A 22,550-nucleotide genomic window follows, 5' to 3' on the forward strand; every position below is an offset into this window, starting at 1 on the left:
TCATTATTTTACTTTCCAAGAATAGTTCCCCTGTTTCGTTTGATACGACCAACCATCAATTGAAGATGGTTTATTGGTAAGGAGCTCTCCCTCTACTTCTAGACGTTGCAAAACTTCTTGAAGTTCTTCTGTTTTAAAGCGGATGTAAAAATCCACAAATTTTGTTTGGTTGGTTTCGATGTTTTTCTTTGTTTGAAAATGACCAATTGGGAAACTGACTTGATCATTCTCATCAATTGTTTGAGAAATGATTTCAGCTCCATTCACTCGATCATATCCTGCAAAATCAATTTCCACATGATCCGCTTGGCTCATTTCGTCTGTCATCTTAAGCTGAAGATGAAGAACATGGTGTTCAGAGCTAAGACCATGCAGCACCCATTTCGTGCGATCCACGATCTTTCTCAGCTCATCTTTACGTATACGGTTTTCCAGCATCTGATGAAGTACTGTTTTCCAAGCTGACATTTCATCAGAAGGCACATGGTAGAAATAAGTTTGTTCTCCTAAAACCTTCTCAACATCTTCTTTATGCTTAGTATCGCCAAAGAAGACGGCATCCACTTGCTGTTTTCTTATTTGTTTAAATAATTCTCCATATTGAGAATTGATATGGTGCGGATTTTCCTCATAATGGGCTTCATGCACAAAAGCAGCATAATAAGTTGATTCCGGTTGATCTATTTTAAACAAGTGGCGGTCCTGGTCCCGGTCCTCTGTGACCATCAGTTTTAACCGGTCATTTTGTAATTGAATGCTGGATAGCCATTGTTGTTTTATATCCGTCTTCTTTGTAAATGTTTGAATTCCTGTTTTTTTATACCAATTAATGTGACGGACTGGATTCTTTTTTACATCTCCAGGGTAGATGAACTCCATATAAATACTGCCATCGTCATTGATCAATTCCTCCAAGTATAGTGCACCTGTATGGGGAACAAAACTTTGTACTCTGCATAAAACGCCATGAAAATTATATTCTTCCCTTTTCACCAATTGCTTCTCTTCATTATATTGTTCAATATAACAAATGGGAGAAGAAGACCGTTTATATCTCGTCACCTGAATGGTCGATGTATCTGCTGGAATTACTGCTTCATTGATCGAATGCGATGATTCACCGACAATAAATTCCGAGTAACGTCTTTTACTTCCGCTTTCCGGTAGAATATAGTGTTCATACACATTCAAGATGTCAACCTCAGGAGAAAAAATCTCTTCCATGTGGTGAATACGTTCCTTCACATTTACATCATAATTCAAAGTTAAAATTGCAGTACGTTTATGTTGATCAACTAATGGTTTTATTCTTGCCTTTAAAGACTTCGTTAAGCTCTCATCCTGTTTTGGTACATCGCCCATAATAACGTAGTAGTCCATATCAGGCATGTCGTCCACTGATGCCATTGTTTCATGTTGTTCAGGTTGATCCAATGTATCTTCAACTTTTTTCTTCATCCAATTTTGAAACAAAGGAAGCTCTCCTTCATAATATTGTTGACTTACTCATTGTATTTTACATGAAAAAGTACTTCTTACCAAAAGATAAGAAGTACTTTTTTCATCTATTAAAGTCCAGCAATTTCTTCCTTAATTTGAGTTGTCGAGATACCTTCTGTTCTCTTCAAGTAAACGACTTCGCAATGCTCTTTCAAGAAATCGAATTTACCTTCCCAGTCATCTCCCATGACAAAGACATCAATGTCATGCTCTTGTACATCGCGGACTTTTTGATCCCAGCTGTTTTCTGGAATAACTTCGTCTACATAACGAATAGTTTCAAGAATCAGCTTTCTATGCTCGTAACTATGATAAGCTTTTTTTGATTTTTGTAGATTAAACTCGTCTGTAGAGATGGCCACCACTAAGTAATCTCCGAGCTGCTTTGCACGTTCTAGCAGCTTAATGTGCCCCCAGTGTAATAAATCAAATGTACCGTAAGTAATAACTTTCTTCATTGCAAACATAAACTCCTTTCTTCATCCTTATTCGACTGCTTCAAGCAGTAATGTTTATCCGTAATCCTATTCTCATCGGTCATGTTTTTTCGCTCTTCGGAACCTCATTATATCATAATGCCTAAAAAACGTTAAGAAAATGTAAAGACAAACTATTTCCAATTTAATGGATGAAATAGTGGAACTGCGTCAATACAGTATTTCAACGTTTTTAGAGACTAGTTGTTTATTAAAATGTCATGAAATTAAAAGGATTGTAAAGTTATTGTTAATATTTCATGGAGCAACTGTGATAAAATGATGAGTAGGCGAAGAATGAATTTACAATGAACGTTTCATAGATAACAAAATGAAAAAGGAGGTCTGAACAATGCAAACAGAAGTGGTCTCTAACCTTTCTTATGTAAATGGTGACTTAGATGAATTTATTAGCTATATCAACCAGCATCATATTTCCCAGAGAAGAGGCGCCATGATTGCGACAGTGAACCCAGAGATCGGCTATGCTGTCATGAAGGATGATGCATATCATCAAGTTGTTTCTTCTGCGGATTATGTACTGCCGGATGGTGTAGGCGTTGTGTTGATGTCACGCATGACGCAAAGTCCATTGAAATCAAGAATTGCAGGTTTTGATGTGTTCATGTCTATGCTTGATCTCGCAAACAAGCAATCTAAAAGTATTTTTTTATATGGTGCGAAAAAAGAAGTGCTTGAGGCTGTCAAACAGCGAATTGATACGGAATATCCGAATGTGGTGATTGCAGGCAGCTGTGATGGTTATCAGGCGGATAAACGGTTTGTGGCAAAACAAATTGCTCGTTCAAAAGCAGATATGGTGTTTGTTGCTTTAGGTTATCCAAACCAAGAGAACTTTATTTATGAATACCGTCATTTGTTCCCGCAAGCTGTTTGCATCGGTTTAGGCGGAAGCTTTGATGTATTTAGCGGAACGGTGAAGCGTGCACCACGCTGGATGATTAAAACAAATACGGAATGGCTGTACAGACTCATTGTCAATCCGTGGAGATGGAAACGAATGCTGAATATCCCAAAGTACGCTTTTGCCGTATTAAAAGAAAACAAAGGGAAAAAGCGCTACTATCCTGAGCAAGTAAAAGATCAGACGAAGCAGCTGTGAGAGACTGATACATGATGAATATACGCTCAATGATCATCTCATGCTATGCAGCTTTTGTTTCTTTTGCTGGATGGCTCATGAGCGGCGTGAAACCTCGTGACAATCAGGTGACGCTGCTTGTTTCATTCCAAGAGAACGCAGCTGCTCTCATTGATACTTATCAAAAACAGGCGAATATGACAATGAAGCTCACTGTCCTCTATACGAAGCATGCTTCCGTGATAGACAAGGACGTGCCTCATGTGTCATTTCGCTATTTTCATGAAAAAAATCCCATCCATCTCATTCAATGTATCTATACGATGCTAAAAAGCAAAGTCGTCGTCACAGATAATTATTTTCTGATGACAAGTGTGCTAAGAAATAGACCTTCTACCACTTGTATTCAAGTGTGGCACGCCAATGGTGCTTTGAAAAAGTTCGGTCTTGAAGATGCTTCAAATCATCACCGTAGTTCTCGTGATCTGCAGCGTTTCAAGCGGGTCTATGCGTCTTTCGATTATATCGTTACTGGCTCAGATCACATGCGCGAGATTTTCAAAACTTCATTTGGCGTCAACGACGATCGTTTTTTGCCAACAGGTGTCCCCTTCACAGATGCGTACTATGATGAGCGCCCTATTTCCTTTCAGACGGATATTTTTCCAAAAGGCAAAAAAGTGCTGCTGTATGCGCCGACCTACCGGGACTTTGCAATGGACGGTCTTGTCTTACCTTTTTCTAAAGAACAATTGCAGAGTGAGCTGAAGGGCGACTATATTCTGCTCGTCAAACTTCATCCTGCGGTGAAACATTTAGCCAAAGCAGAAACAGATGGCGAGTGGATCTTTGATGTGTCCGATCAGCCGCTCTTTCCATTGCTCTCTGTATGCGATGTCCTGATTACAGATTATTCGTCCATTGTGTTTGAATATGCGCTGCTCCGAAAGCCTGTTTTGTTCTTCACTTACGATCTAGAGACTTATCGCACAAAACGCGGCTTAGTCGAACGTTATGAAGACATCATTCCAGGAAAGGCTTGCGTCACTCAAGATCTGCTCTTAACGGAGCTTAAGCAGCTAAACGAATCAGCCAATCAAGACTTATTGAAAACCTTTGCTGAGGAATGGAATCAATATTCAAAAGGGAAATCAAGTCAGCAGCTTCTTTCCTTTATTGAACATCAGCTCTTACACAAAAAACGTCCGGCTTCTCATTAAGAAGCACGGACGTTTTTTTATTTGTTATACACGGGGATATCATAATACAGCGTATAGTTATCAAGTAAGTTATACAAACTATACATACGAGTGACCTGTTTAGAAGCCCAGCCAATATCTGTTGCATATTGGTGAGTGGCTGTCGCAGACCAGCGCATTTTGTAAATGGTATCTTGTTTGTACGTGGCATTATTGATGTAGCTGTTGCCAATGAATTTTGCCCCGCCAATAATGGCTGCCTCTGGTGTGAACCATTGCTGTTCATACGCATACTTTGCACCGAGGTAATTCGGGTTACTGTCATATGCACCAATGCCATACATGTTGTACACGATTCTATCATTAAACTTCGTACCGTTCGCTAAAATGGAACTGCCGTTTCCTGTTTCAAGCAATGCATGTGAAATCAGATAGATTTCGTTAATATGATACGTTTTTGCTGCTGTGATAAAGGCTTGTCCTTTTCCGGCAAGAATGCCTTTCCCTGCTAAAATCTTCGTATTCACTTCAGTTGGATTGAGATTTGCAGCTTCAGAGAGTTTGAGAAATTGAAAATAAGATTGAGTGCCCTCCGCGATATTCGCTGGATCTACATATTTTAATACTTCTGCTGAACTCGCATTTCTCCAGCCGAGGCTGATCTTGATCCAGTTGCCTTCTTTTCCAAGCTGCTTCACTTTTGTCCCTTTGTTCAGCTGTGCGACGATGTTGCTAGCCGAACTTGAATCAGGTGTAGAACGTACATTTAGCCCGTCTGTATTCACTGTGGACGTCGCTGGGTCTACATATGTCGCATAGACGTAGGCTGCACCATCTGTCTGCGGCGACACCTTCATTTGTTTGTTTACCATCTCATTGACTGTGAGGTTATAATTCGTCTGCATCACCATTGGACCATTTTTGATTTTGGTCGCAGTGGCTGTCCAGCCGTATTGGCTTTTCACAAAAGCAATGGCCGCATTCGCATTTGGTAACCCTGTAAACTGCTGTGTGATGTTGATTTTATATGCCGGTTTTGTCGTTGTTGTATAAGCAGCTGGTTCATTTCGTTTTTTGAAGAATGTCATGCCTTGGTCTCTTAAGGCAGCAGTCGAAATAACCCCTGTTTTGATCTGATATTGACCATAATCAGTTGCTCCCGTTTTTTGAGCGGCTGCTTTCATTTTTTGTTTGGTTAAATAACTTAAGGCTTGATTCAGCTTTGTCTGATTCACAGTTGCCTCTGTCGTAATACGGTATTGCTTAACAGCTTCTGTTAATGTTTTTGTACTGCTAGCAACTCCATTTTTTTTCATGATCTCTTGTGCCTGCTTTACTTTGCTTTGATCATATACAGGAGTTGTCATTAGGCTGTATGCTTTACTGACGGCTTGTCCCTTGCCTGTTGTGATGCTGCTTGTCACCTTTTGTGCTTTTAAGTATGCAGCACCTTTATTTACTTTTGTCTGATCCGTTGCTTGATTCACGACAAGTCGATACGTGCTATCAGATGCTTTGCCTGTTTTTTTCGTTGTGGCGGATACTTTTTTCTTTTGGAAAAATGCCGTTGCTTTTTTTGCTTGATCATCGCCCAAAAGATTCCCAGTCACTACTTGATATGGCTGTGTAGAGGAGATCTTTTTAGACGTATAGCGCCATTTCTTTTTCTTGAAAAAAGCAACTGTTTTTGCGTAAGTTGTGTCATTTAATTGATTGAGCTTTACGATATAATTTTTCGTTTTCCCTACTCGCTGCACAGTACCTGACGCACCAGCTTGTTTTTTGATCTGAGCCGCCGCTGAGGCTGCTTGCTTACTGTCTTTGAAATAGCCTGATTCCATGCTATATACATTTTTAACAGCTCCAGCCTTCTGAATCTTTCCGCTGATTTTCGCTTCTTTTTGCAGCTGGGTCAGAAGGGTTTGCGCTTTAGACTGATTCGTTTGTGCAGCAGATGTGACGATGTAATACGGTTTGCCTGCTGCTACCGTTTGGAGTACTGCTTTTAAACCAGATTCCTTTTGAAAACCTTGCAGGATGGTATTTGCCTTACTCTGTCCGACAATATTGCCTGAGATCAGCTGATACACGGTGCCAGCTTTGTTTTCGGTTTGATATGTACTAGTGACTCCGGCCTGTTTTTGTAGTTCGGTTTGAATATTTTTGACTTTCGTTTCAGAATCAATGGCTCCTGAAATGACCTGATATGATGGTCTGCTTTGATTGATAGCTTCATACGCGCTATTGAGTCCTGATGTTTTCGTCAGCTCGAGCGTCAGTTTTTTCGCCTGACTTTCATCGTTGATTGGATCAGATACGATTTTCTGTAAAGGAAGGCGGTCACCTACTGGAGACACCGTACCGCTCATGCCTAACTCTTTTTTTAATGCAGCGGCACTTGCACTCGCTGCTGCTTGTGAGTCATATCCTGAGGCAGTTAGCTGATAAGTCGATGTATTTCCTGAGGTTTGATACGTGGCTGTCCACTTCTTATCCTTTTTCAACGTGTCAACCGCTTTTTTGACTTCTGCTTCTGTTGTAAATACTTTTGAGGTGCTAATCGTATAAATGGATTGATCGACATAGGAGGCTGCTTGCACTTCTTTGCCTGGGTGTAATGTCATACCAAAGGCAGCTGCGAGTAACATAATCTTGATGGTTTTTTTCACGTTCCCTGTCCCTCTCTTAACTTTGCATAATAGTCTACTAATCTCTTTATCGACAAAAACACCAGACTTTTTTAACAAAATAAGCTTAATATATTTAAATTCACCTATGAAAAGTGACATTTTTGGGGGACTTTCACCTCAATACATCATCTTAAATTTACTTTAAAGATATAGCGATTTCTTAATTTTTCTTTAAAGGTATGGTATCATTTAGCATCATTAGAATTTATAGAAATTTAAAATTCACTTGTATTTTATATCACAACGAATTTCTTGACTTTTTCAATAGTAATCTCCAAAGGAGTCATAATGATGAACAAGAAAATTTTTAAACGTCAGAAAAAAATATTAAAACGAAAAATAAAATTTTTAAAAGACCCTTTAATGAATTTTATAAAGGACAAAAGACACCAAAGAAACAATTTATATGCATACTATTATCAACGTTTTGATGTTGTTGAAAAAACCGTACTATATGAATCTAGAGACGGAAAAAGTATGACCGATAGCCCATTAGCCATTTTTGAATATTTGTTACATCAGCCTCATTTCAAAGACTATACACATATTTGGTCAATTGATGATTTTGAAATATTAAAACCAATTTTAGATAAGTATACCGATTATAAAAACATCATTTTTGTAAAGCGAAATTCTAAAGATTATTTGAAATACTTAGCAACTGCAAAATATTTAATAAACAACTCTACTTTTCAACCATTTTTTATATGTAAAAAGGAACAAGTCTATATCAATACATGGCATGGCACACCATTGAAATATATGGGCTTTGATATTCCAGGAAACCCTGCACATTCTCAGAATGTATTGAGAAATTTTTTGAGCTCAGATTATCTCATTAGCCCAAATGAACATACAACAAGTATGTTTATAAATAGCTATAAGTTGAAACATCTTTTCTCGGGAAAAATTATAGAAGAAGGGTATCCAAGAATTGATTTAACGTTGAATACTGATTCCCTTGAATTTAAAAAAGATCTTCACTCTTTTGGAGTAGACCTTTCTTTAGACAAAAAAACCATTGTATATGCCCCTACTTGGAAAGGGACAAGTGTAGGTAAAGTTAAAAACAATTTAACTCAGATCACTTCTGACCTGAATTACTTACATGAACGCTTTAGTCAAGAATATAATATCCTTCTTAAGCTTCATCCATTTCTGTATCACCAAGCCAGTCAATCAGCAGAATTACAAGGTCGGCTGATACCAGACTTTATCGATACAAATATGCTGCTAAGTGCGACCGATTTATTGATTACTGACTATTCAAGTATATTTTTTGATTTTCTAGTTACAAATAAACCCGTTCTTTTTTATATGTGGGATGCAGATGAATATAATGAAGAGCGAGGCATGTATTTTAATCTTAAAGACCTTCCTGGTCCCCGCCTTTATAACATTAAAAATTTGGCAGATTCGATTGCTCATATAGAAGACATAAATTCACAATTTAAACGTCAGTATGATCAATTTAAACATGACTTCACAAAACATGACGATGGTAAAGTGACTGAGAGAGTTGTTAAATCTATTTTCAACAATGAAACGGAAGACATCCGTTTCATCAATGCTCTTCATGAAAAGAAAGAAAAGATATTGATTTACCCTGGGGGAATGAAAAATAATGGTATCACTTCCTCTTTCATTAATTTAACACAAAATATTGATTATCATAAATATGATGTTAGTTGCTATATGAGCACACCAAACTCCAAAGAGGTATTAAATAATATTGCAAAAGTCAATAAAAATGTCAGGTTTATTTTCAAGCCAGGCCTACCTGTCTACACTTTACAAGAAGTTTATAAAGATAAATTCATTCATAATCGTGGAGTAACCAGTAAATTCGGGGAAAAGCTCTATCCACAAGATGCTTATTCCAGAGAATTTAGTCGCCTTTTCGGAAAATCCACTTTTGACCATGTCATTGATTTTAGCGGATATAGTTTATATTGGGCTAAATATCTCGTTTCTGCAGATGCTAAAACAAAAATATGTTTTATGCATAATGATCTTCTCTCTGATAGCGAAAGAACGATCAATGGTAAGAAGCCTCATAAAATAAATTTGAGAGGTTTATTCACCATATATCATAAATTTGATAAATTGGTCAGTGTTTCTAAAGGCACAATGGAATTGAACAAACAAAATTTATCTCGCTATACAGATGAAAGTAAGTTTGATTATGTGATGAACTCAATCAATCCAGACAAAATATTAGGAATAGAATTACAATCTGGTGACCAAAACACATCAAGCCTTATCCAATCGAATAAACCTTTTAAATCAAGAGCAAAAATTCTAAGCAGCAAACATGATAAAATCTTCACTACGTTAGTAGAAGATAACCTGTCCACTTTTTCAAGCAAAGAGTTTGAAAACAATGTAGTGATGATTACAAGAAAAGCTGTAACAAAACAAAACGAAGTTTTATATAAGTTCTCTTATGAAGATCATGTTGTGGGATGGCTAAATAAAGATGCTTTTAAACTTCTTCCAGATAGTATTATATGTGAAGAAGAAGTTCATAAATTAGCATTAATCACCAACCCTAAACATAATGATATTTGGACTAAACCCTTTAAAACGAGGGGAATTAAAAAGGTTTCTTCGAGTCACCCCTATAAGAATATTATGGTAGAGATAGACCGAGAAGCTAGAACTGAACGTTCACTCTACTGCAGATTCTATATCAACAAACAACTAATAGGCTGGATAGACTCATCTGCACTAAAAATACTGAAGAATTATGAAGTAAATAGTGTTCAATCTGAGGAAAAGCAAGTCATGATGGAAAAAGAAATACAAACATTATTGAACAAAAATTACCACGAACATGCAGAGTTTATTCGCTCATTGCCTAATAGAACACTTTTAGAAAGAAATATAAATAAAAAAATGAAAATTGTCCATCCAGAGAATCATACAATATGGACAAAAGCATATCCAAATTTCGGATATGAAGAAGTTTGCAGCGCTGAGTTATATAAAGGTGCTATTGTGACTGTACACAAGAGCCATAAAACAAAAGAAGCGACATATTACCAATTCTCTTTAGATAAAAAAGTGATTGGATGGTTACATGTAAAAGCGTTTAAAACATTAGATCATCAAACTATTTTAAATCGTAAAGAAGTGAGCTACTCTGCTTCTCTTCATTTGAACGAATTTAAAATTTATAGCAAAACGAACGAAGATACTAGGTTTAAAGTCTTGAAAGATTTTTATCTTTACAATCAAAAAGAAGTTGATATTACAGAAGAAATTACCACACCTATATCAACTTACTGTTCCATAGTGTTTAATAACGAAAAAGTAGGCTGGGTAGATAAAAAAGCGATTGAAATTCTTGAAGTTCGAGGGTTTGAAATAGGAAATGAATTTGTTCCTTACCCTTCCAAAAAACACTATAATTTTGTTAATATGGGACGTCTGTCTCCAGAAAAAGGGCAAGATAATTTAATTACTGCTTTTAAACAACATTTAGAAACAAATGCAAACAGCAGACTATATATTCTCGGCGATGGTCCTCTTAAAAATGACCTTCTAAAGTTAATAGACGAATTAGAATTGCAAAACTATGTGTTTTTAGTTGGCCAAGTTGAAAATCCATTTACCGTCCTAAAAATGTGTGACTGCTTTGTTTTATCATCACACTATGAAGGCCAGCCAATGGTACTTTTAGAAGCCATGACGTTAGGAATGGATATCTTGGCAACGGATATTATTGCAAATCGAACAGTTTTAGAGAATGGCAAATATGGTGCTTTAGTCAATAACAGTGTCGATGGACTTGTAGGAGGGCTAAATAACTTTAGTAATCATACAAATCCTGCTTATGCTCCATTCAATTATAAAGAGTACAATAAAAAAGCAATGGATACTTTTTATAAAGTGTTAAATTAACTAAAAAAGACTTTCAAGCTCTATTCCATGCTTGAAAGTCTTTTTCTTTATATATGTGACACAATCAGTTCACAAGATCCTTCAATGGTGAAGTTCCCTGTTTCAGCAGGCAGGATAAAATGGGCTCCTTTTGGCAGCGGATATGTATGTCCATTATGCTCTAAGGACCCTTCCCCATTAATAACGCTGCACAGCAAAAACGGATAATCTTGCGATAGCTCTACTTTTTGATCAATTTCCCATTTATACACAGAAAAATATTCTGCTTCTACAAATGTTCTAATGGTCACCCCTGGACGAGTTTCTACTGATTCATCTGCATAACCGTCTACATGAGGAACCGTGGTAACATCAATGGCCTGCGTGAAGTGAAGTTCACGTTCATGGCCATTTTGGTCTTTTCGTTCATAATCATACACCCGATAGGTCGTATCTGAACTTTGCTGCGTTTCAAGAACCAGTGTGCCTTCACATAGCGCATGAATGGTACCGCTTGGCACATAATAAAAATCGCCCGGCTTAATTTTCACTCGCCGCAAAAGGCCTTCCCAATCTCCGCTGTTCATCATGGTCACAAGCTCAGTTCTCGTCCTTGCATTATGACCATAGATCATTTCTGCGCCTTCTTTGCAGTCAATGATATACCAGCACTCTGTTTTCCCAAGCTCGCCATTTTCATGTCTTTCCGCATAATCATCATCTGGATGAACTTGAACGGATAAATCTTGGTTTGCATCTAAAATTTTGGTTAAGAGCGGGAAGCGATCGCCTTCTATTCCCCCAAACAATTCTCTGTGATTGTCCCATAGTTCGATCAGCGTTTTCCCTTTATATGGACCGTCTTGCACGACACTTGGTCCGTTTGGATGAGCAGAAATTGCCCAGCATTCTCCCGTTTGATCAGAAGGAATATCATAGCCAAATTGATCCCTTAAGGCTGTACCTCCCCATATTCTCTCCTTCAATTCAGGCAGTAAAAAAATTGGTGACTGCTTCATTCAGGATGACTCCTCCCTTTGCTACCCTTTGATAATCCTCGCCTAGCATGATGAAAACTAGCAAGTCTCAACTTTTATTATGACGCTATCTAAAGAGAAGTCAATCCTTTCAGTACACCGAATGAAAACGATAACAAGAAAATCAATTCACCCTTTGACAGAGCCTGCAAGAAGTCCTTTCACAAAGTATTTTCCGAGTAGAATATAGACCAAAAGTGTCGGCAGCGCTGCCAATATCGCCCCTGCCATTTGGACGTTCCATTGCACAATTTGACTGCCTGATAAATTTTGCAGTGCAACCATGACCGGCTGATTCTCTGCTGTGGTCATAGTGACCGCAAATAGAAACTCATTCCACACATTTGTGAACTGCCAAATGGCAACCACGACAAACCCTGTGATGGAAAGCGGCAAAATCATATGTCTGAAGATCCCGATAAACCCAGCTCCATCCATCTTCGCTGATTCAATCATTTCATCAGGAATGCTCACATAAAAATTGCGGAACATGAGTGTTGTGATTGGCAGGCCATATACGACATGGACAAGTACAAGTCCCGGAATGGAGTTATACAAGCCGATTTCACGTAAAAATTGAATAAGTGGAATGAGGATACTTTGGTATGGAATAAACATACCGAACAACATGAAGGTAAACACCACTTCTGATCCTTTAAAGCGCCATTTAGACAGCACATAGCCATTCATCGCACCTAATACAGCTGACAATAAGGTAGCAGGAATGACTAGATAAAGAGAATTCATTAAATTGGGTGATAACTTTTCAAAAGCGATTTTGTAGCTTGAGAAATCAAGTGTAGATGGAAGCGACCACATTCGCTCAAGGGTAACTTCACCTAATGGCTTTAAGCTTGTGACGAGCATGACATAAACAGGCATGAGAAAAAACAAACTGCACAGTATTAATAAAGCATAAAGAACTGGACGGACAAATCCTCTTGCGGTCATGATGAAGCCCCCTTCCGGCTAGACAGGAGATACGGCACGATAAAGACCGCAACAGAAATCAACATGACGATCGCAATGGCGGCACCACCTGCATAATGGTTTCCTCTAAAGGTCATTTCAAACATATAAACACCTGGCACATCGGTGACAAAGTTTGCACCTGGTCCTGTCATCGAGTAAATCAAATCGAAGATCTTTAAAGAAATATGTGCCATGATAATGACGACGCTCGCTGTGATTGGTTTTAACAGCGGGAAAATGATTTTCCAGTAGATTTGCCACTCGGTTGCGCCATCCATTCTAGCAGCCTCTCTCACTTCCTCTGGAATGCCTCTAAGACCAGCCAAATACATCGCAAGTGAGAACCCTGTCATCTGCCACACAGCAGCGATGACAACTGCAATCATTGCTGCCGGTACACCAAACTCAATTTTTCCCCAGACAAATCCAGCTAAAATGTTCGTATCCGTGTACCACTTGGGCTGGATGCCGAGTGTTTTTAAAAACAGATTCACCCCAGTAGATGGATTTAGGATCCATTGCCACACAACACCTGTGACAACAAAGGAAAGGGCCATCGGAAAGAAAAAGAGATTCCGAAAAAGTGATTCCCCCTTGATCTTCTGGTCTAGTAAAATGGCGAGTACAAGCCCAGAAGCAATGACTGCTCCAATAAAGAATAATGTAAAAAAGACCGTGTTTCGAAGATCTGACTGAAAGCGAAAATCTTGAAACAGCATGACATAATTTTTCATACCTGCGAAAGAAAAATCAGGAACAAGCGAGGTCCAGTTCGATAATGAAACATATCCTGTCCAGCCAATAAATCCGTAAACAAAAATGAATAATAAAACAGCTGACGGTGCTAAAAATAGCAGGGCAAGCAGCTGGTCTCCATTCCATTTTTTCCGAACACGTTTCACTTTTGCTGCTGGTGTTTTTGTGATCGGCGATGTGTCCATGCGCATGAAGCTACACTCCTTTTTTAAAAAAGAGGCGGTGCCTAACGGCCGCCTCTTTCATCTTTATTTCATTGAATCTTTTAAAGAAGAAACGAACTGACTGCTGTCTTTTTGTGTCACGAAAATATTGACGGCTTGGTTCGCCTTCGTGACAAAACCTTCTTCAGCAGCTGAGCCATGCGCAAGAGACGGTGCGAGCTTTGACTCTTTAAACGCCTTCATTGCCGATTTTCCATATTCATCATATTTTGATACGTCTGCATCCACACGTGCCGGTATTGACCCTTTCAACGGATTAAACGCATCCTGTCCTTCCACAGATCCTAAGACAGATAAGAATTTTTTCACGTTTTCTGGCTGTTTGACACCCTTCGGCAGTCCGAATGTATCCGTGATGACCATAAAGCTGCCCTCCGTACCAGGAGTAGCCACGTATCCAAAGTCTTTATTCACCTTCAAATCTAGATCATTCACAAAGTATCCTTTTGCCCAGTCGCCCATGACATTCATTGCAGCTTCCCCTTTTGCCACGAGCTGTGAGGCATCCTGCCAGTTACGCGAGCTATGATCGTCGTTGACGTATTCGAGCATACGTCCAAAGATGTCTGCCGCTTCCTTCACTTTTGCATCATCCATTTTTAAGTCGCCCGCCCAAAGTTTTTGATAGTCATCTGCACCTAGTACACCTAGAAGAACGCTTTCAAACAAATGAGTCGCTGCCCAAGGTTCTTTATCCCCAAGCGCAAGTGGAGTAATCCCTTTTTTCTTTAAGGCATCGGCTGTTTTGAAAAATTCATCAAACGTCGTTGGCGGTTCTAAGCCCTGATCTTCAAATACTTTTTTGTTATACCAAAGCACATTGCCTCTATGAATATTCACTGGAACGGAATAGATTTTCCCGTCTTTGCTCACAAGGTCAATCAGTGATTCTGGAAATTTATCCTTCCAGCCTTCTTTCTCATAAAGGTCATCCAGCGGCTCCATTTTACCTGCGGCTACCCAGCTCTCATTCAGCTCTGCTCCCCCGTGTACTTGGAAAGTAGCTGGCGGATCATCTCCTTGCATCCGGCTTGTTAGAACAGCCTTTGCATTCGTACCAGCGCCACCAGCGACAGCTGCATTTTCAATTGGAATGTCTTTATTTTTCTCTTCAAACAATTGAATGAGTGCCTTCAGTCCGTCTTCCTCACCTGCACCAGTCCACCAAGAGAAAATTTCTAGTTTCTCCGCTCCGCCCTCTTTTTTTGCATCTGAGTTCGTCGATGAACTGCAAGCAGAGACGACCAGCATACAGAGTGCCAATAAAGTAAAGCCTAATTTAAACTTCATCATGGATCCCCCATCCCTATTTTGTAAGCGTTATCAAAATAAGTATACTGGCAGATCCTTGCCTTTTTTCAGGCAAACTTCTTCACTTTTTTATGAAATTCTTCATTTTTTTACGACCTGTTTTCGATATTCCTTCGGTGAACAGCCAACCATTTTTTTAAACACACGACTGACGTAATTCGGATCAGTATATCCTGCTTGATAGGTGATTTCTTTTAAACTAAGCGAACTCTCTTTCAGTAGCTTCTTCATTTTATCCATCCTACAGGTCGTCACATATTCTTTAAACGTCAGACCTGTCTCATCCTTAAAGCGTTTGGTGAAATACGTCGGGCTTAAATCAACATAGGCGGCCGTTTGCTCCAGCGTGATATGTTCGCAAAAATGTGTTTGAATGTATCGTTTCGCCCGTTCTATATCATTCACCGTCTGGGTTCTTGCTTCATACAGATCAAATAAATGTTCACAGCATTGGCGGCATTCTGTTTCTGTAGTGATAGCTAGAATCGGCACATCTGCACGAAGTCGTGATTTGAGTAAAATGAGCAGCTCTTTCACATGAGAGATGGTTGCCCCTTCTAATTGGAAGGCATCATAGTAAGCAAGAGCATCATCTCTTCTCCCTTCTTCTAGTGCCAGCATCATGTCATCGGCAAGCTCAGGCAAGTTGATCAATACGTAAGGTTGTCTATCTGTATAGTAAAAGCCATAACGAACCGCACCGTCATCTTTTTTTCGCTGATAATAGGAAAGCTTCGCTTCTGCCGCACTTTTCTGAAGTTGAAGTGGATTTGAGACAGGATGACCCATGCCAACAATGACAGGTGAATGCTGCTCGCTTGTCATGGTAGCGCGAATGGCTTGCAGTACATTCGCCTTTAGATGACCAGGTGATTGACGGCTGTAAATCAAGCATGTGAACAGCTCACCGCTCACTTGGATAGGCACTGCTTGAAAAAGAGCAGACTCCTGCAAATGATTCAGGAGTTGATCCCCGCCTGTCCGCTGAACAGCGATCACTAGACCTGCTTGAAAATCCTGAAACAGCCGCTCAAACGCTGTGGAGGAATAAGATTGGCCGTTCAACACATGAGCTTCCAGCCATTTTGACTGCTGATTGACTTTCTCCGCCTGCCGCAGGGAGACCTCCTGCTGAATTTCTGCCGCAACAGAACGAATCGCTGTAATGGTTTCGTCTTTATCAGCTGGTTTGACAAGGTATTGTTTGACCCCTTCCTGCATGGCTTGTTTGGCATAATCAAACGTATCGTAGGCTGTCAGCATAATAAATTTAGTATGAGGACAGCTTGCTTTGATCTGTTTGATCGCTGTGAGTCCATCCATGCCTGGCATCTGAATATCCATGAGCACAAGGTCAATTGGCTTAGACCGCGCCAATTCCACCGCCTTTTTTCCATTCGCAGCTTCCCCTGCAATATGACAGTCTGGCAGCCATTCGGTCATGAACTTACGCATCGCCATTCGTTCAATTTTTTCATCATCCACAATCAGCACGTTCAGCATGCTCGTTCCTCCTTGATTGGTATTGTCAATTGAATGGTGGTCCCTTCGTTTGGCTTTGAATCAATTTGAAGGGCATCCTGCACTCCGTAAAACAAACGCAGCCTCGACATCACATTTCGAAGACCAATTCCTGTCGAGTGACCTTTACTACGTGTGTCTGGATGATCTTCTTCCTCTTGCGATAGCAATCTCTTTTTCTCTTGATCACTGATGCCAAGTCCATTATCCCGAATCCGAATCATGACAAAGCCATCATCTCGATCAATAGAGAGCTCTACAAGCCCCCCCTCCTCTTTTGGTTCTACCCCATGAATAAAGGCATTTTCGACAAGCGGCTGCAATGTAAGGCTCGGAATGTGAACAGATAGACACGACTCATCTATGGTCGTTTTGCATGTAATACGATCGGAAAATCTTGTTTCTTGTATATGAAAATATTCTTTTACCACTTTCACTTCTTGTTCTAACGTAACAGATGCGCTGAGAGGAGATAGCGAATACCGCATCAGTGTAGAAACGGATTGTATCAATCTCGATGTCGCATCAGCTGATTCTAAGTACGCCATACGTGAAACGATGTTTAATGTATTAAATAAAAAATGTGGATTCATTTGGTTTTGTAGTGTTTTCAGCTTCATGTCTTTAATTTTCTGATCTAAAGCGGCCTTTTGTTTCATCTCTTCAATCATGACCTTCATCTCTCGCCGCATTCGCTCAAAGGCATGATTTAACACAGAGATTTCGTCCTTTGATGACACATGCAAATTCGGACCGTCAAAATTTCCTTCTGATACTTCTTTGGCACTTCGAGACAGATGAACGATCGGTCTTGAAATTCCACCCGCAATGATATAGGCCATCCATAAAGCGATGCCTATCGATAATGTAAACAGACATAGAGTAAAAAGCGCATACGTTTGATGTCTTTTTTGAAGGGATTGGTAGAGTACTTGATACTCAGATAATTCATCATCCAAAAGAGTCATTGTCTGCTCTTGGATATAAGAGGACACGGTTCTTACTTCTTTCACACTTGCAGCATATTCTTTGATTTTCCCTTCTTTGACATGATTCATTGTCGCATCACTTTCGTTTATGAGCGTCCGCATCATATATCGATATTTTTCAATGGAGGGGATGGCGGCATGAAGCCCTGCATCTTTGAGTAATGTTTGATCATATGATGTCATTTTCTGTTTTGATTCAGCATACCCCTTGGCAAACGCCTGATCCTTTTCGATGGCAAAGGCGTTGACCTTTTCATACATCGTTTTTGCTTCTGTCGAAATATCATTCAGCAGGAGAAAGGAACGAAAGCTCTTGCTATATTCTGATGTGATTTTTGAACTGCTCCAATACACAAAAAAAGCGGCCACATTACCAAGGAGCACAAGAATTAAAAATGCCAATAATAATTTACTTCGTATTTTTCTCATGGCTGAACCCCCTGTGGTCTTTCCGTTTGATGAAGGGGCAGGTCTCCTCGCCGAATCACACTCGTCCCTGTGTACTGCAGCGGTTCTTGTTTATCCCCTTGTTGCAAACGAACAAGAGATTCAACCGCTTGATAGCCCATTTCATAAGGATGCTGTACAACCACTGCATCAATTTTCCCATCATCCAGCGCTTGAATCGTATCAGGCAGAGTATCAAATGCGAGCACATAAACATCTTTAGACGAATGATATTGCTCTGTTGCTTGAATAATGCCGACTCCGTCTAATGCACTTGTTCCATAAAATGCGGTGAGCTGCGTATGATCATTTAACAATTTATACGCAGCACCGGAAGCACCTGATTTTGTAATCGCCGACTCTTCTATTCCAGCAATATGAATGCGTTTCTCACCAGAAACGGCATCTCGAAACCCCTTCACGCGAAGCTTCTGGTGAATCGCATCAAGCCGTCCCGTCACAATGCCCACATACTGTTCGCCTTTTGTATCGGCGATGAGTGCCTGTCCGGCGATAAAGCCAGAATAATAGTTATCTGTTCCGACATACACTTGACGCTTGCTCCCCTCTGCATCGGTATCGACTGTGACGACATCTATACCTTTCTCTCTTGCTTTTTGAAAGAGCGGTTTGTATCTCTTTGCATCGAGCCCTTGCGTCATAATGCCATCCACATGACCAGCAATCGCCATATCAATGGTTTTCAGGTGATCATCCAAATCAGCCTGCTTTGGACCTAGGTATTCAAGATACACCTGATGAACTTCCGCCGCATCAGCAGCTCCCTTTTGCACCAATTGCCAATATTCATTATCAAGTTCCTCTGGTACAAGAACAAAGTGATATTGATAAGTTGATACCGCCTCATCGGAAGCGCTTTCAATTTTAACTAAATCTTGACCTAATATAGATAAAAAAAGAACAGATACGACACAAAATGTGAGAAATGCGCCCATTCCGAACAACTTCGACCATTTCATTCACATTCTCCTCCTTCCATTGTTGCCGCATAAAAAAAGAGCTGCTTATAAAAGCATACTCTCTCGACCTCTATAATTCCTTTGTCATAAATAAACTGTTCGGATCTTCTTGGTATGAACCAAAAGGCGGACAATATTGAAATCCAAAGCTTTCATATAATTTTCTTGCCGGTTCAAAGAAAGCAATCGCACCTGTTTCAAGGCTCACTCTTTTATACCCCCGCCGCTTCGCCTCTTGGAGAAGGTGGGTCAACAGATGCTTCGCCACGCCTTTTCGCATATGGGCTGCTGCCGTTCTCATCGATTTGAGTTCACCATGTTCACTTGATAGCTCCTTGATGGCTCCGCAGCCAAGAAGCACCTCTCCATCCCTTGCACTCCATACTGTGACATCATGTTTTTTCAGATGGTCTAACGGAAGGGCATGAATGCTTTCTGGCGGTGAATGTTTTTTCATCTCTTCTAAATGAGCTTTAATCAATTGTTCAATTTGACCATCTTTTAGTTCATCTTGTTGAATGTACATATCGACCTCTCCTTTATGCTCATTTTATGTGAAAAGAAGCGCCTTCCCATCTTTTATGTCAGATAAACGAACAAACAACCGGCAGTCATCAGCCGGTTGTTTATGTGAACTACATGATGGTGGAAGAAAGAACAGCCTGTAATTCTTCTGCTGTACTGCTTTCAAGCTGGCTGCCGACACCTACTGCAACGGCTCCTGCTTCAAGCCACTTTGGCACATCGACTGGATGAATGCCTCCTGTTGGGATGAACTCAACCTCTGGAAACGGACCTTGCAAATTTTTCATATAGGACAAACCGAAGGAGCCGCTCGGAAAAAGCTTTAACACGCTGTATCCATTTGCTTTTGCCTGCATAATTTCACTCGGGGTCAAAACACCTGGCACGTAGAGTATATCGTGAAAAGATAGGTGCTCTCCGATAGTAGGAAGATATCCAGGGCTAACGATGAATTGAGAGCCGGCTTCAATGGCTGATTGTGCCTGCTCAAGCGTTGTAATCGTTCCAGCTCCGACAATCAAGTCGTGGTCATGCTGGTAAGATGCAATGATCCGCTCTGCATTGGGCGTGGTATATGTCACTTCGATGGCCCGCACCCCTTTTTTCTTTAAACGACCAATCATCTCTATCCCGTCTGCTTCACTACCTGCTCTGACCACCGCAATGAGTTTACAAGCTGCGAGCTTCTCTTTAACGCTCATACTTGCTGACTTTCCCATACCTCTCATCTCCCTTCATATCGTGTCGCCTTTGATATCGTTTGGCTTCTTTTATAAATGCCTGAAGCTCTTTTCGAGTCGGCAGGCCCTCGTGATCTCCTGGGGACATGACTGCAAGTGCTCCAATGGCATTGCCTCTTGTCACCGATTTTTCATATGATAATCCGTCCAGCAGACCGCTCATCACTCCCACTGCAAATCCATCACCAGCTCCGACTGTATCCACGACATGAGACACATGGAAACCATCCACTACACCTTGGCCGGATGCACTTTTGAAATAGGCTCCTTCCGCTCCCAGTTTAATGACCACAAGCTTGACGCCTTTTTGTAAATAAACATCCGCAATCGCTTCCGGCTCATGACATCCAGTGAGTCTTTGACCTTCTGCAAGCCCTGGGAAAAACCAATCTACTTGAGCAGCCATCTGGTTCACCGTATGAATCATGTCTTCTTCCTCTTCCCATAGTTGAAGTCTAAGGTTCGGGTCAAAGGAAATGGTTTTTCCTGCTTCTTTCATTTCTTTAAGGGCATGAAAAGAAAACGCTCTCATTTCACTAGACACAGCAGGCGGGATTCCGGTCATATGAAGATGTCCTGCCTGCTGAAAATAAGTGGACGGGAAATCGCTTGGGTTCAATGTGCTCGCAGCAGAGCCTTTTCGGTAGTACGTCACATCAGGGTCTCCATCGATGACTTTTGATTTAAGCAATATTCCTGTTTTGGCTCCATCATTTGAACGGAGTACTGCCTTCGTATCGACCCCTTCTTTTTGAAGCTCTTCTAAAATAAATGTACCAAGTGAGTCCGCCCCGACCTTACTCATCCAGCCTACGCTAAAGCCTAATCTTGCCAAGCCGACCGCAACATTACTCTCTGCACCAGCAAGTGCTTTTTGAAACGTATGCACTTGGTGAAGCTCGCCAATTTCTTTTGCATAAAACATCGCCATTGATTCCCCAAATGTGATCACATCCAATGCTTTCACTCATTTCTCCCCTTTCTTGGTACCGGTTTCAAAACAGTTGAAAAAGAGAGAGCATGCACGTATGTATACTCTTCTCTGCCTAACGTTTATAAAGATTTTCTCACAATGATTTCTCCATCAAGTTGAATGGTCTGGGGTGCACTCTTATCCCCTTCAAGACGCGTCTTGATTTTTTGCATCGCCGCTTTCCCCATCTCATGAGATGGCTGCGCCACCGTAGTGATGCCTGGCCCGATCAGCTTATACCATTCTGTATCATCAAATCCGGCAATGCCTATCTCCTCAGGAATCTTTACCCCAAGATCGACAAGTTCACTGATGAGCTTCAGCATGAGTAATCCATTGCCTGCTAAAATCGCTTTTTTCTGATGGCTTGATTGTAAAAAACGACAAATCTCATCTCGCATTTGTTCCTTTTGCTTCAAATTGATTTCTGCAATCATAGGTGTCTTATGTTGACTCATCGCCGTCTGTTCATAGGCTTCTTTTCGTTCTTCACGTGGACTAATCCCATCGACCGGCTCAGTAAAGAAAGCGATATGTTCGTAGCCTTTTTCATACATTTGGTGAAGTAGACGAGCCGTGATGTCACGGTTATTCGTTGTGACGGTATCAACCTTGAGTTCAGGTAACTTACGGTCAACAAGAACAATCGGTACACCGTTTTGCTTAAAGTCTTGCAAAATGTCATTGTTTTGACCGGTCGTATTAATGATCAGCCCTTCAATATAATGCGCATTCAGCTTCAGAAGCATTTCTCGTTCTTTTTCTGGACGATTATCTGTGTTGCACACCATGATGCTGTATCCATATTCATCACAAATCTCTTCCACACCACGAAGTGTCGCAACAGAGAATGGATTCGTAATATCAGCCACAATAAAACCAATGACCTTGCTCTTTCTTACTTTCAATCCTTGGGCAAGCTGACTCGGACGGTAATGGAGCTCCTCAATGGCTTTTTTAATCTTTTTTACCTTTTCAGGAGAAATTTCATTTGTTCTGCCATTGATGTATCTGGATACCGTTGATTTTGAGACACCTGCATATGCTGCAACTTCGTTAATGGTGACTTTCGTTTGCTTTTTCTCTTTCATACAAAAAACTCCCAAGATTGATCTTCTCATTTGTTTCGAAACCGATTTCAAATAAACTTAAAAAAAGCATACCACAAGTTGAACTGTATCAGAAGATTTTTTTCATGAACATGAAGAAAAAAAGCTTTTATA

At 40.3% G+C, this 22,550-nt stretch carries 17 protein-coding genes; 3 read left to right on the forward strand and 14 right to left on the reverse strand.

All coding sequences use genetic code 11. From position 1 onward, the window contains the following. Positions 1–3 precede the first annotated feature (3 nt). Together MKY11_RS17200 and tagD are read right to left on the reverse strand one after the other, a co-directional pair. Positions 4–1,473: an alpha-glucosyltransferase N-terminal domain-containing protein gene (locus tag MKY11_RS17200; RefSeq protein WP_342501631.1), complete on the reverse strand. Its 1,470-nt coding sequence runs from the start codon at positions 1,471–1,473 to the stop codon at positions 4–6. 95 nt (positions 1,474–1,568) lie between these two features. Then, on the reverse strand, positions 1,569–1,958 hold the full coding sequence (gene tagD, locus MKY11_RS17205) for a glycerol-3-phosphate cytidylyltransferase (protein ID WP_008343212.1): 390 nt from the start codon (positions 1,956–1,958) through the stop codon (positions 1,569–1,571). Between the two features lie 370 nt (positions 1,959–2,328). On the opposite strand from tagD, the gene MKY11_RS17210 reads away from it, so the two are divergent. Both MKY11_RS17210 and MKY11_RS17215 read left to right on the forward strand, forming a co-directional pair. Continuing rightward, positions 2,329–3,099, forward strand: coding sequence for a WecB/TagA/CpsF family glycosyltransferase (locus MKY11_RS17210; RefSeq protein ID WP_024719265.1), 771 nt, complete (start codon positions 2,329–2,331; stop codon positions 3,097–3,099). 11 nt (positions 3,100–3,110) lie between these two features. Next, complete coding sequence (locus tag MKY11_RS17215) at positions 3,111–4,298, forward strand: CDP-glycerol glycerophosphotransferase family protein (RefSeq protein WP_342501632.1); 1,188 nt, start codon at positions 3,111–3,113, stop codon at positions 4,296–4,298. Between the two features lie 17 nt (positions 4,299–4,315). Here the strand turns inward: MKY11_RS17215 and MKY11_RS17220 are convergent, their stop codons facing one another. Then, positions 4,316–6,946 carry an N-acetylglucosaminidase gene (locus MKY11_RS17220; RefSeq protein WP_342501633.1) on the reverse strand — a complete coding sequence of 877 codons (2,631 nt, stop codon included), beginning with the start codon at positions 6,944–6,946 and terminating at the stop codon, positions 4,316–4,318. Positions 6,947–7,258: 312 nt separating this feature from the next. On the opposite strand from MKY11_RS17220, the gene MKY11_RS17225 reads away from it, so the two are divergent. Continuing rightward, complete coding sequence (locus MKY11_RS17225) at positions 7,259–10,873, forward strand: CDP-glycerol glycerophosphotransferase family protein (protein WP_342501634.1); 3,615 nt, start codon at positions 7,259–7,261, stop codon at positions 10,871–10,873. A gap of 47 nt (positions 10,874–10,920) precedes the next feature. Here MKY11_RS17225 and manA read toward each other — a convergent pair whose 3' ends face one another. From manA to MKY11_RS17280, 11 genes are all read right to left on the reverse strand, one after another. After that, complete coding sequence (manA, locus tag MKY11_RS17230) at positions 10,921–11,871, reverse strand: mannose-6-phosphate isomerase, class I (RefSeq protein WP_007499909.1); 951 nt, start codon at positions 11,869–11,871, stop codon at positions 10,921–10,923. Between the two features lie 147 nt (positions 11,872–12,018). Then, complete coding sequence (locus MKY11_RS17235) at positions 12,019–12,840, reverse strand: carbohydrate ABC transporter permease (RefSeq protein WP_008343219.1); 822 nt, start codon at positions 12,838–12,840, stop codon at positions 12,019–12,021. Next, a complete protein-coding gene (locus MKY11_RS17240; RefSeq protein WP_024719268.1) occupies positions 12,837–13,808 on the reverse strand; it encodes a sugar ABC transporter permease in 972 nt (323 codons plus the stop codon). The genes MKY11_RS17235 and MKY11_RS17240 overlap by 4 nt, the downstream gene beginning before the upstream one ends. Positions 13,809–13,865: 57 nt before the next feature. Continuing rightward, positions 13,866–15,134, reverse strand: coding sequence for an ABC transporter substrate-binding protein (locus MKY11_RS17245; RefSeq protein ID WP_035389707.1), 1,269 nt, complete (start codon positions 15,132–15,134; stop codon positions 13,866–13,868). Positions 15,135–15,233: 99 nt separating this feature from the next. Next, positions 15,234–16,655: a response regulator gene (locus MKY11_RS17250; protein WP_342501635.1), complete on the reverse strand. Its 1,422-nt coding sequence runs from the start codon at positions 16,653–16,655 to the stop codon at positions 15,234–15,236. After that, positions 16,649–18,091 carry a sensor histidine kinase gene (locus tag MKY11_RS17255; RefSeq protein ID WP_342501636.1) on the reverse strand — a complete coding sequence of 481 codons (1,443 nt, stop codon included), beginning with the start codon at positions 18,089–18,091 and terminating at the stop codon, positions 16,649–16,651. The genes MKY11_RS17250 and MKY11_RS17255 overlap by 7 nt, the downstream gene beginning before the upstream one ends. Continuing rightward, entirely contained in the window at positions 18,088–19,089 is a 1,002-nt protein-coding gene (locus MKY11_RS17260) for a sugar-binding protein (protein ID WP_342501637.1), read from the reverse strand. The genes MKY11_RS17255 and MKY11_RS17260 overlap by 4 nt, the downstream gene beginning before the upstream one ends. 70 nt (positions 19,090–19,159) lie before the next feature. Continuing rightward, entirely contained in the window at positions 19,160–19,615 is a 456-nt protein-coding gene (locus MKY11_RS17265) for a GNAT family N-acetyltransferase (RefSeq protein WP_024719272.1), read from the reverse strand. A 109-nt stretch (positions 19,616–19,724) separates the two neighbouring features. Then, positions 19,725–20,333 (reverse strand): bifunctional 4-hydroxy-2-oxoglutarate aldolase/2-dehydro-3-deoxy-phosphogluconate aldolase, encoded by a 609-nt coding sequence (locus MKY11_RS17270; protein WP_024719273.1) that lies wholly within the window; start codon positions 20,331–20,333, stop codon positions 19,725–19,727. Continuing rightward, complete coding sequence (locus MKY11_RS17275; RefSeq protein ID WP_082627033.1) at positions 20,305–21,321, reverse strand: sugar kinase; 1,017 nt, start codon at positions 21,319–21,321, stop codon at positions 20,305–20,307. Before MKY11_RS17275 ends, MKY11_RS17270 begins: the two co-directional genes overlap by 29 nt. Before the next feature lie 86 nt (positions 21,322–21,407). Beyond that, positions 21,408–22,418, reverse strand: a complete 1,011-nt coding sequence (locus MKY11_RS17280; RefSeq protein ID WP_058337009.1) for a LacI family DNA-binding transcriptional regulator — start codon at positions 22,416–22,418, stop codon at positions 21,408–21,410. Positions 22,419–22,550 lie beyond the last annotated feature (132 nt).

Origin of the sequence: Bacillus sp. FSL W7-1085 (assembly GCF_038595035.1) — a bacterium.
In the GTDB taxonomy this organism is placed as follows: Bacteria; Bacillota; Bacilli; order Bacillales; family Bacillaceae; genus Bacillus; species Bacillus altitudinis.

Coding starts and splice junctions, on each gene's coding strand:
- tagD (WP_008343212.1), bottom strand. CDS start 1,958: ATGAAGAAAGTTATTACTTACGGTACATTTGATTTATTACACTGGGGG.
- MKY11_RS17210 (WP_024719265.1), top strand. CDS start 2,329: ATGCAAACAGAAGTGGTCTCTAACCTTTCTTATGTAAATGGTGACTTA.
- MKY11_RS17215 (WP_342501632.1), top strand. CDS start 3,111: ATGATGAATATACGCTCAATGATCATCTCATGCTATGCAGCTTTTGTT.
- MKY11_RS17225 (WP_342501634.1), top strand. CDS start 7,259: ATGAACAAGAAAATTTTTAAACGTCAGAAAAAAATATTAAAACGAAAA.
- manA (WP_007499909.1), bottom strand. CDS start 11,871: ATGAAGCAGTCACCAATTTTTTTACTGCCTGAATTGAAGGAGAGAATA.
- MKY11_RS17235 (WP_008343219.1), bottom strand. CDS start 12,840: ATGACCGCAAGAGGATTTGTCCGTCCAGTTCTTTATGCTTTATTAATA.
- MKY11_RS17240 (WP_024719268.1), bottom strand. CDS start 13,808: ATGCGCATGGACACATCGCCGATCACAAAAACACCAGCAGCAAAAGTG.
- MKY11_RS17245 (WP_035389707.1), bottom strand. CDS start 15,134: ATGATGAAGTTTAAATTAGGCTTTACTTTATTGGCACTCTGTATGCTG.
- MKY11_RS17250 (WP_342501635.1), bottom strand. CDS start 16,655: ATGCTGAACGTGCTGATTGTGGATGATGAAAAAATTGAACGAATGGCG.
- MKY11_RS17255 (WP_342501636.1), bottom strand. CDS start 18,091: ATGAGAAAAATACGAAGTAAATTATTATTGGCATTTTTAATTCTTGTG.
- MKY11_RS17260 (WP_342501637.1), bottom strand. CDS start 19,089: ATGAAATGGTCGAAGTTGTTCGGAATGGGCGCATTTCTCACATTTTGT.
- MKY11_RS17265 (WP_024719272.1), bottom strand. CDS start 19,615: ATGTACATTCAACAAGATGAACTAAAAGATGGTCAAATTGAACAATTG.
- MKY11_RS17270 (WP_024719273.1), bottom strand. CDS start 20,333: ATGGGAAAGTCAGCAAGTATGAGCGTTAAAGAGAAGCTCGCAGCTTGT.
- MKY11_RS17280 (WP_058337009.1), bottom strand. CDS start 22,418: ATGAAAGAGAAAAAGCAAACGAAAGTCACCATTAACGAAGTTGCAGCA.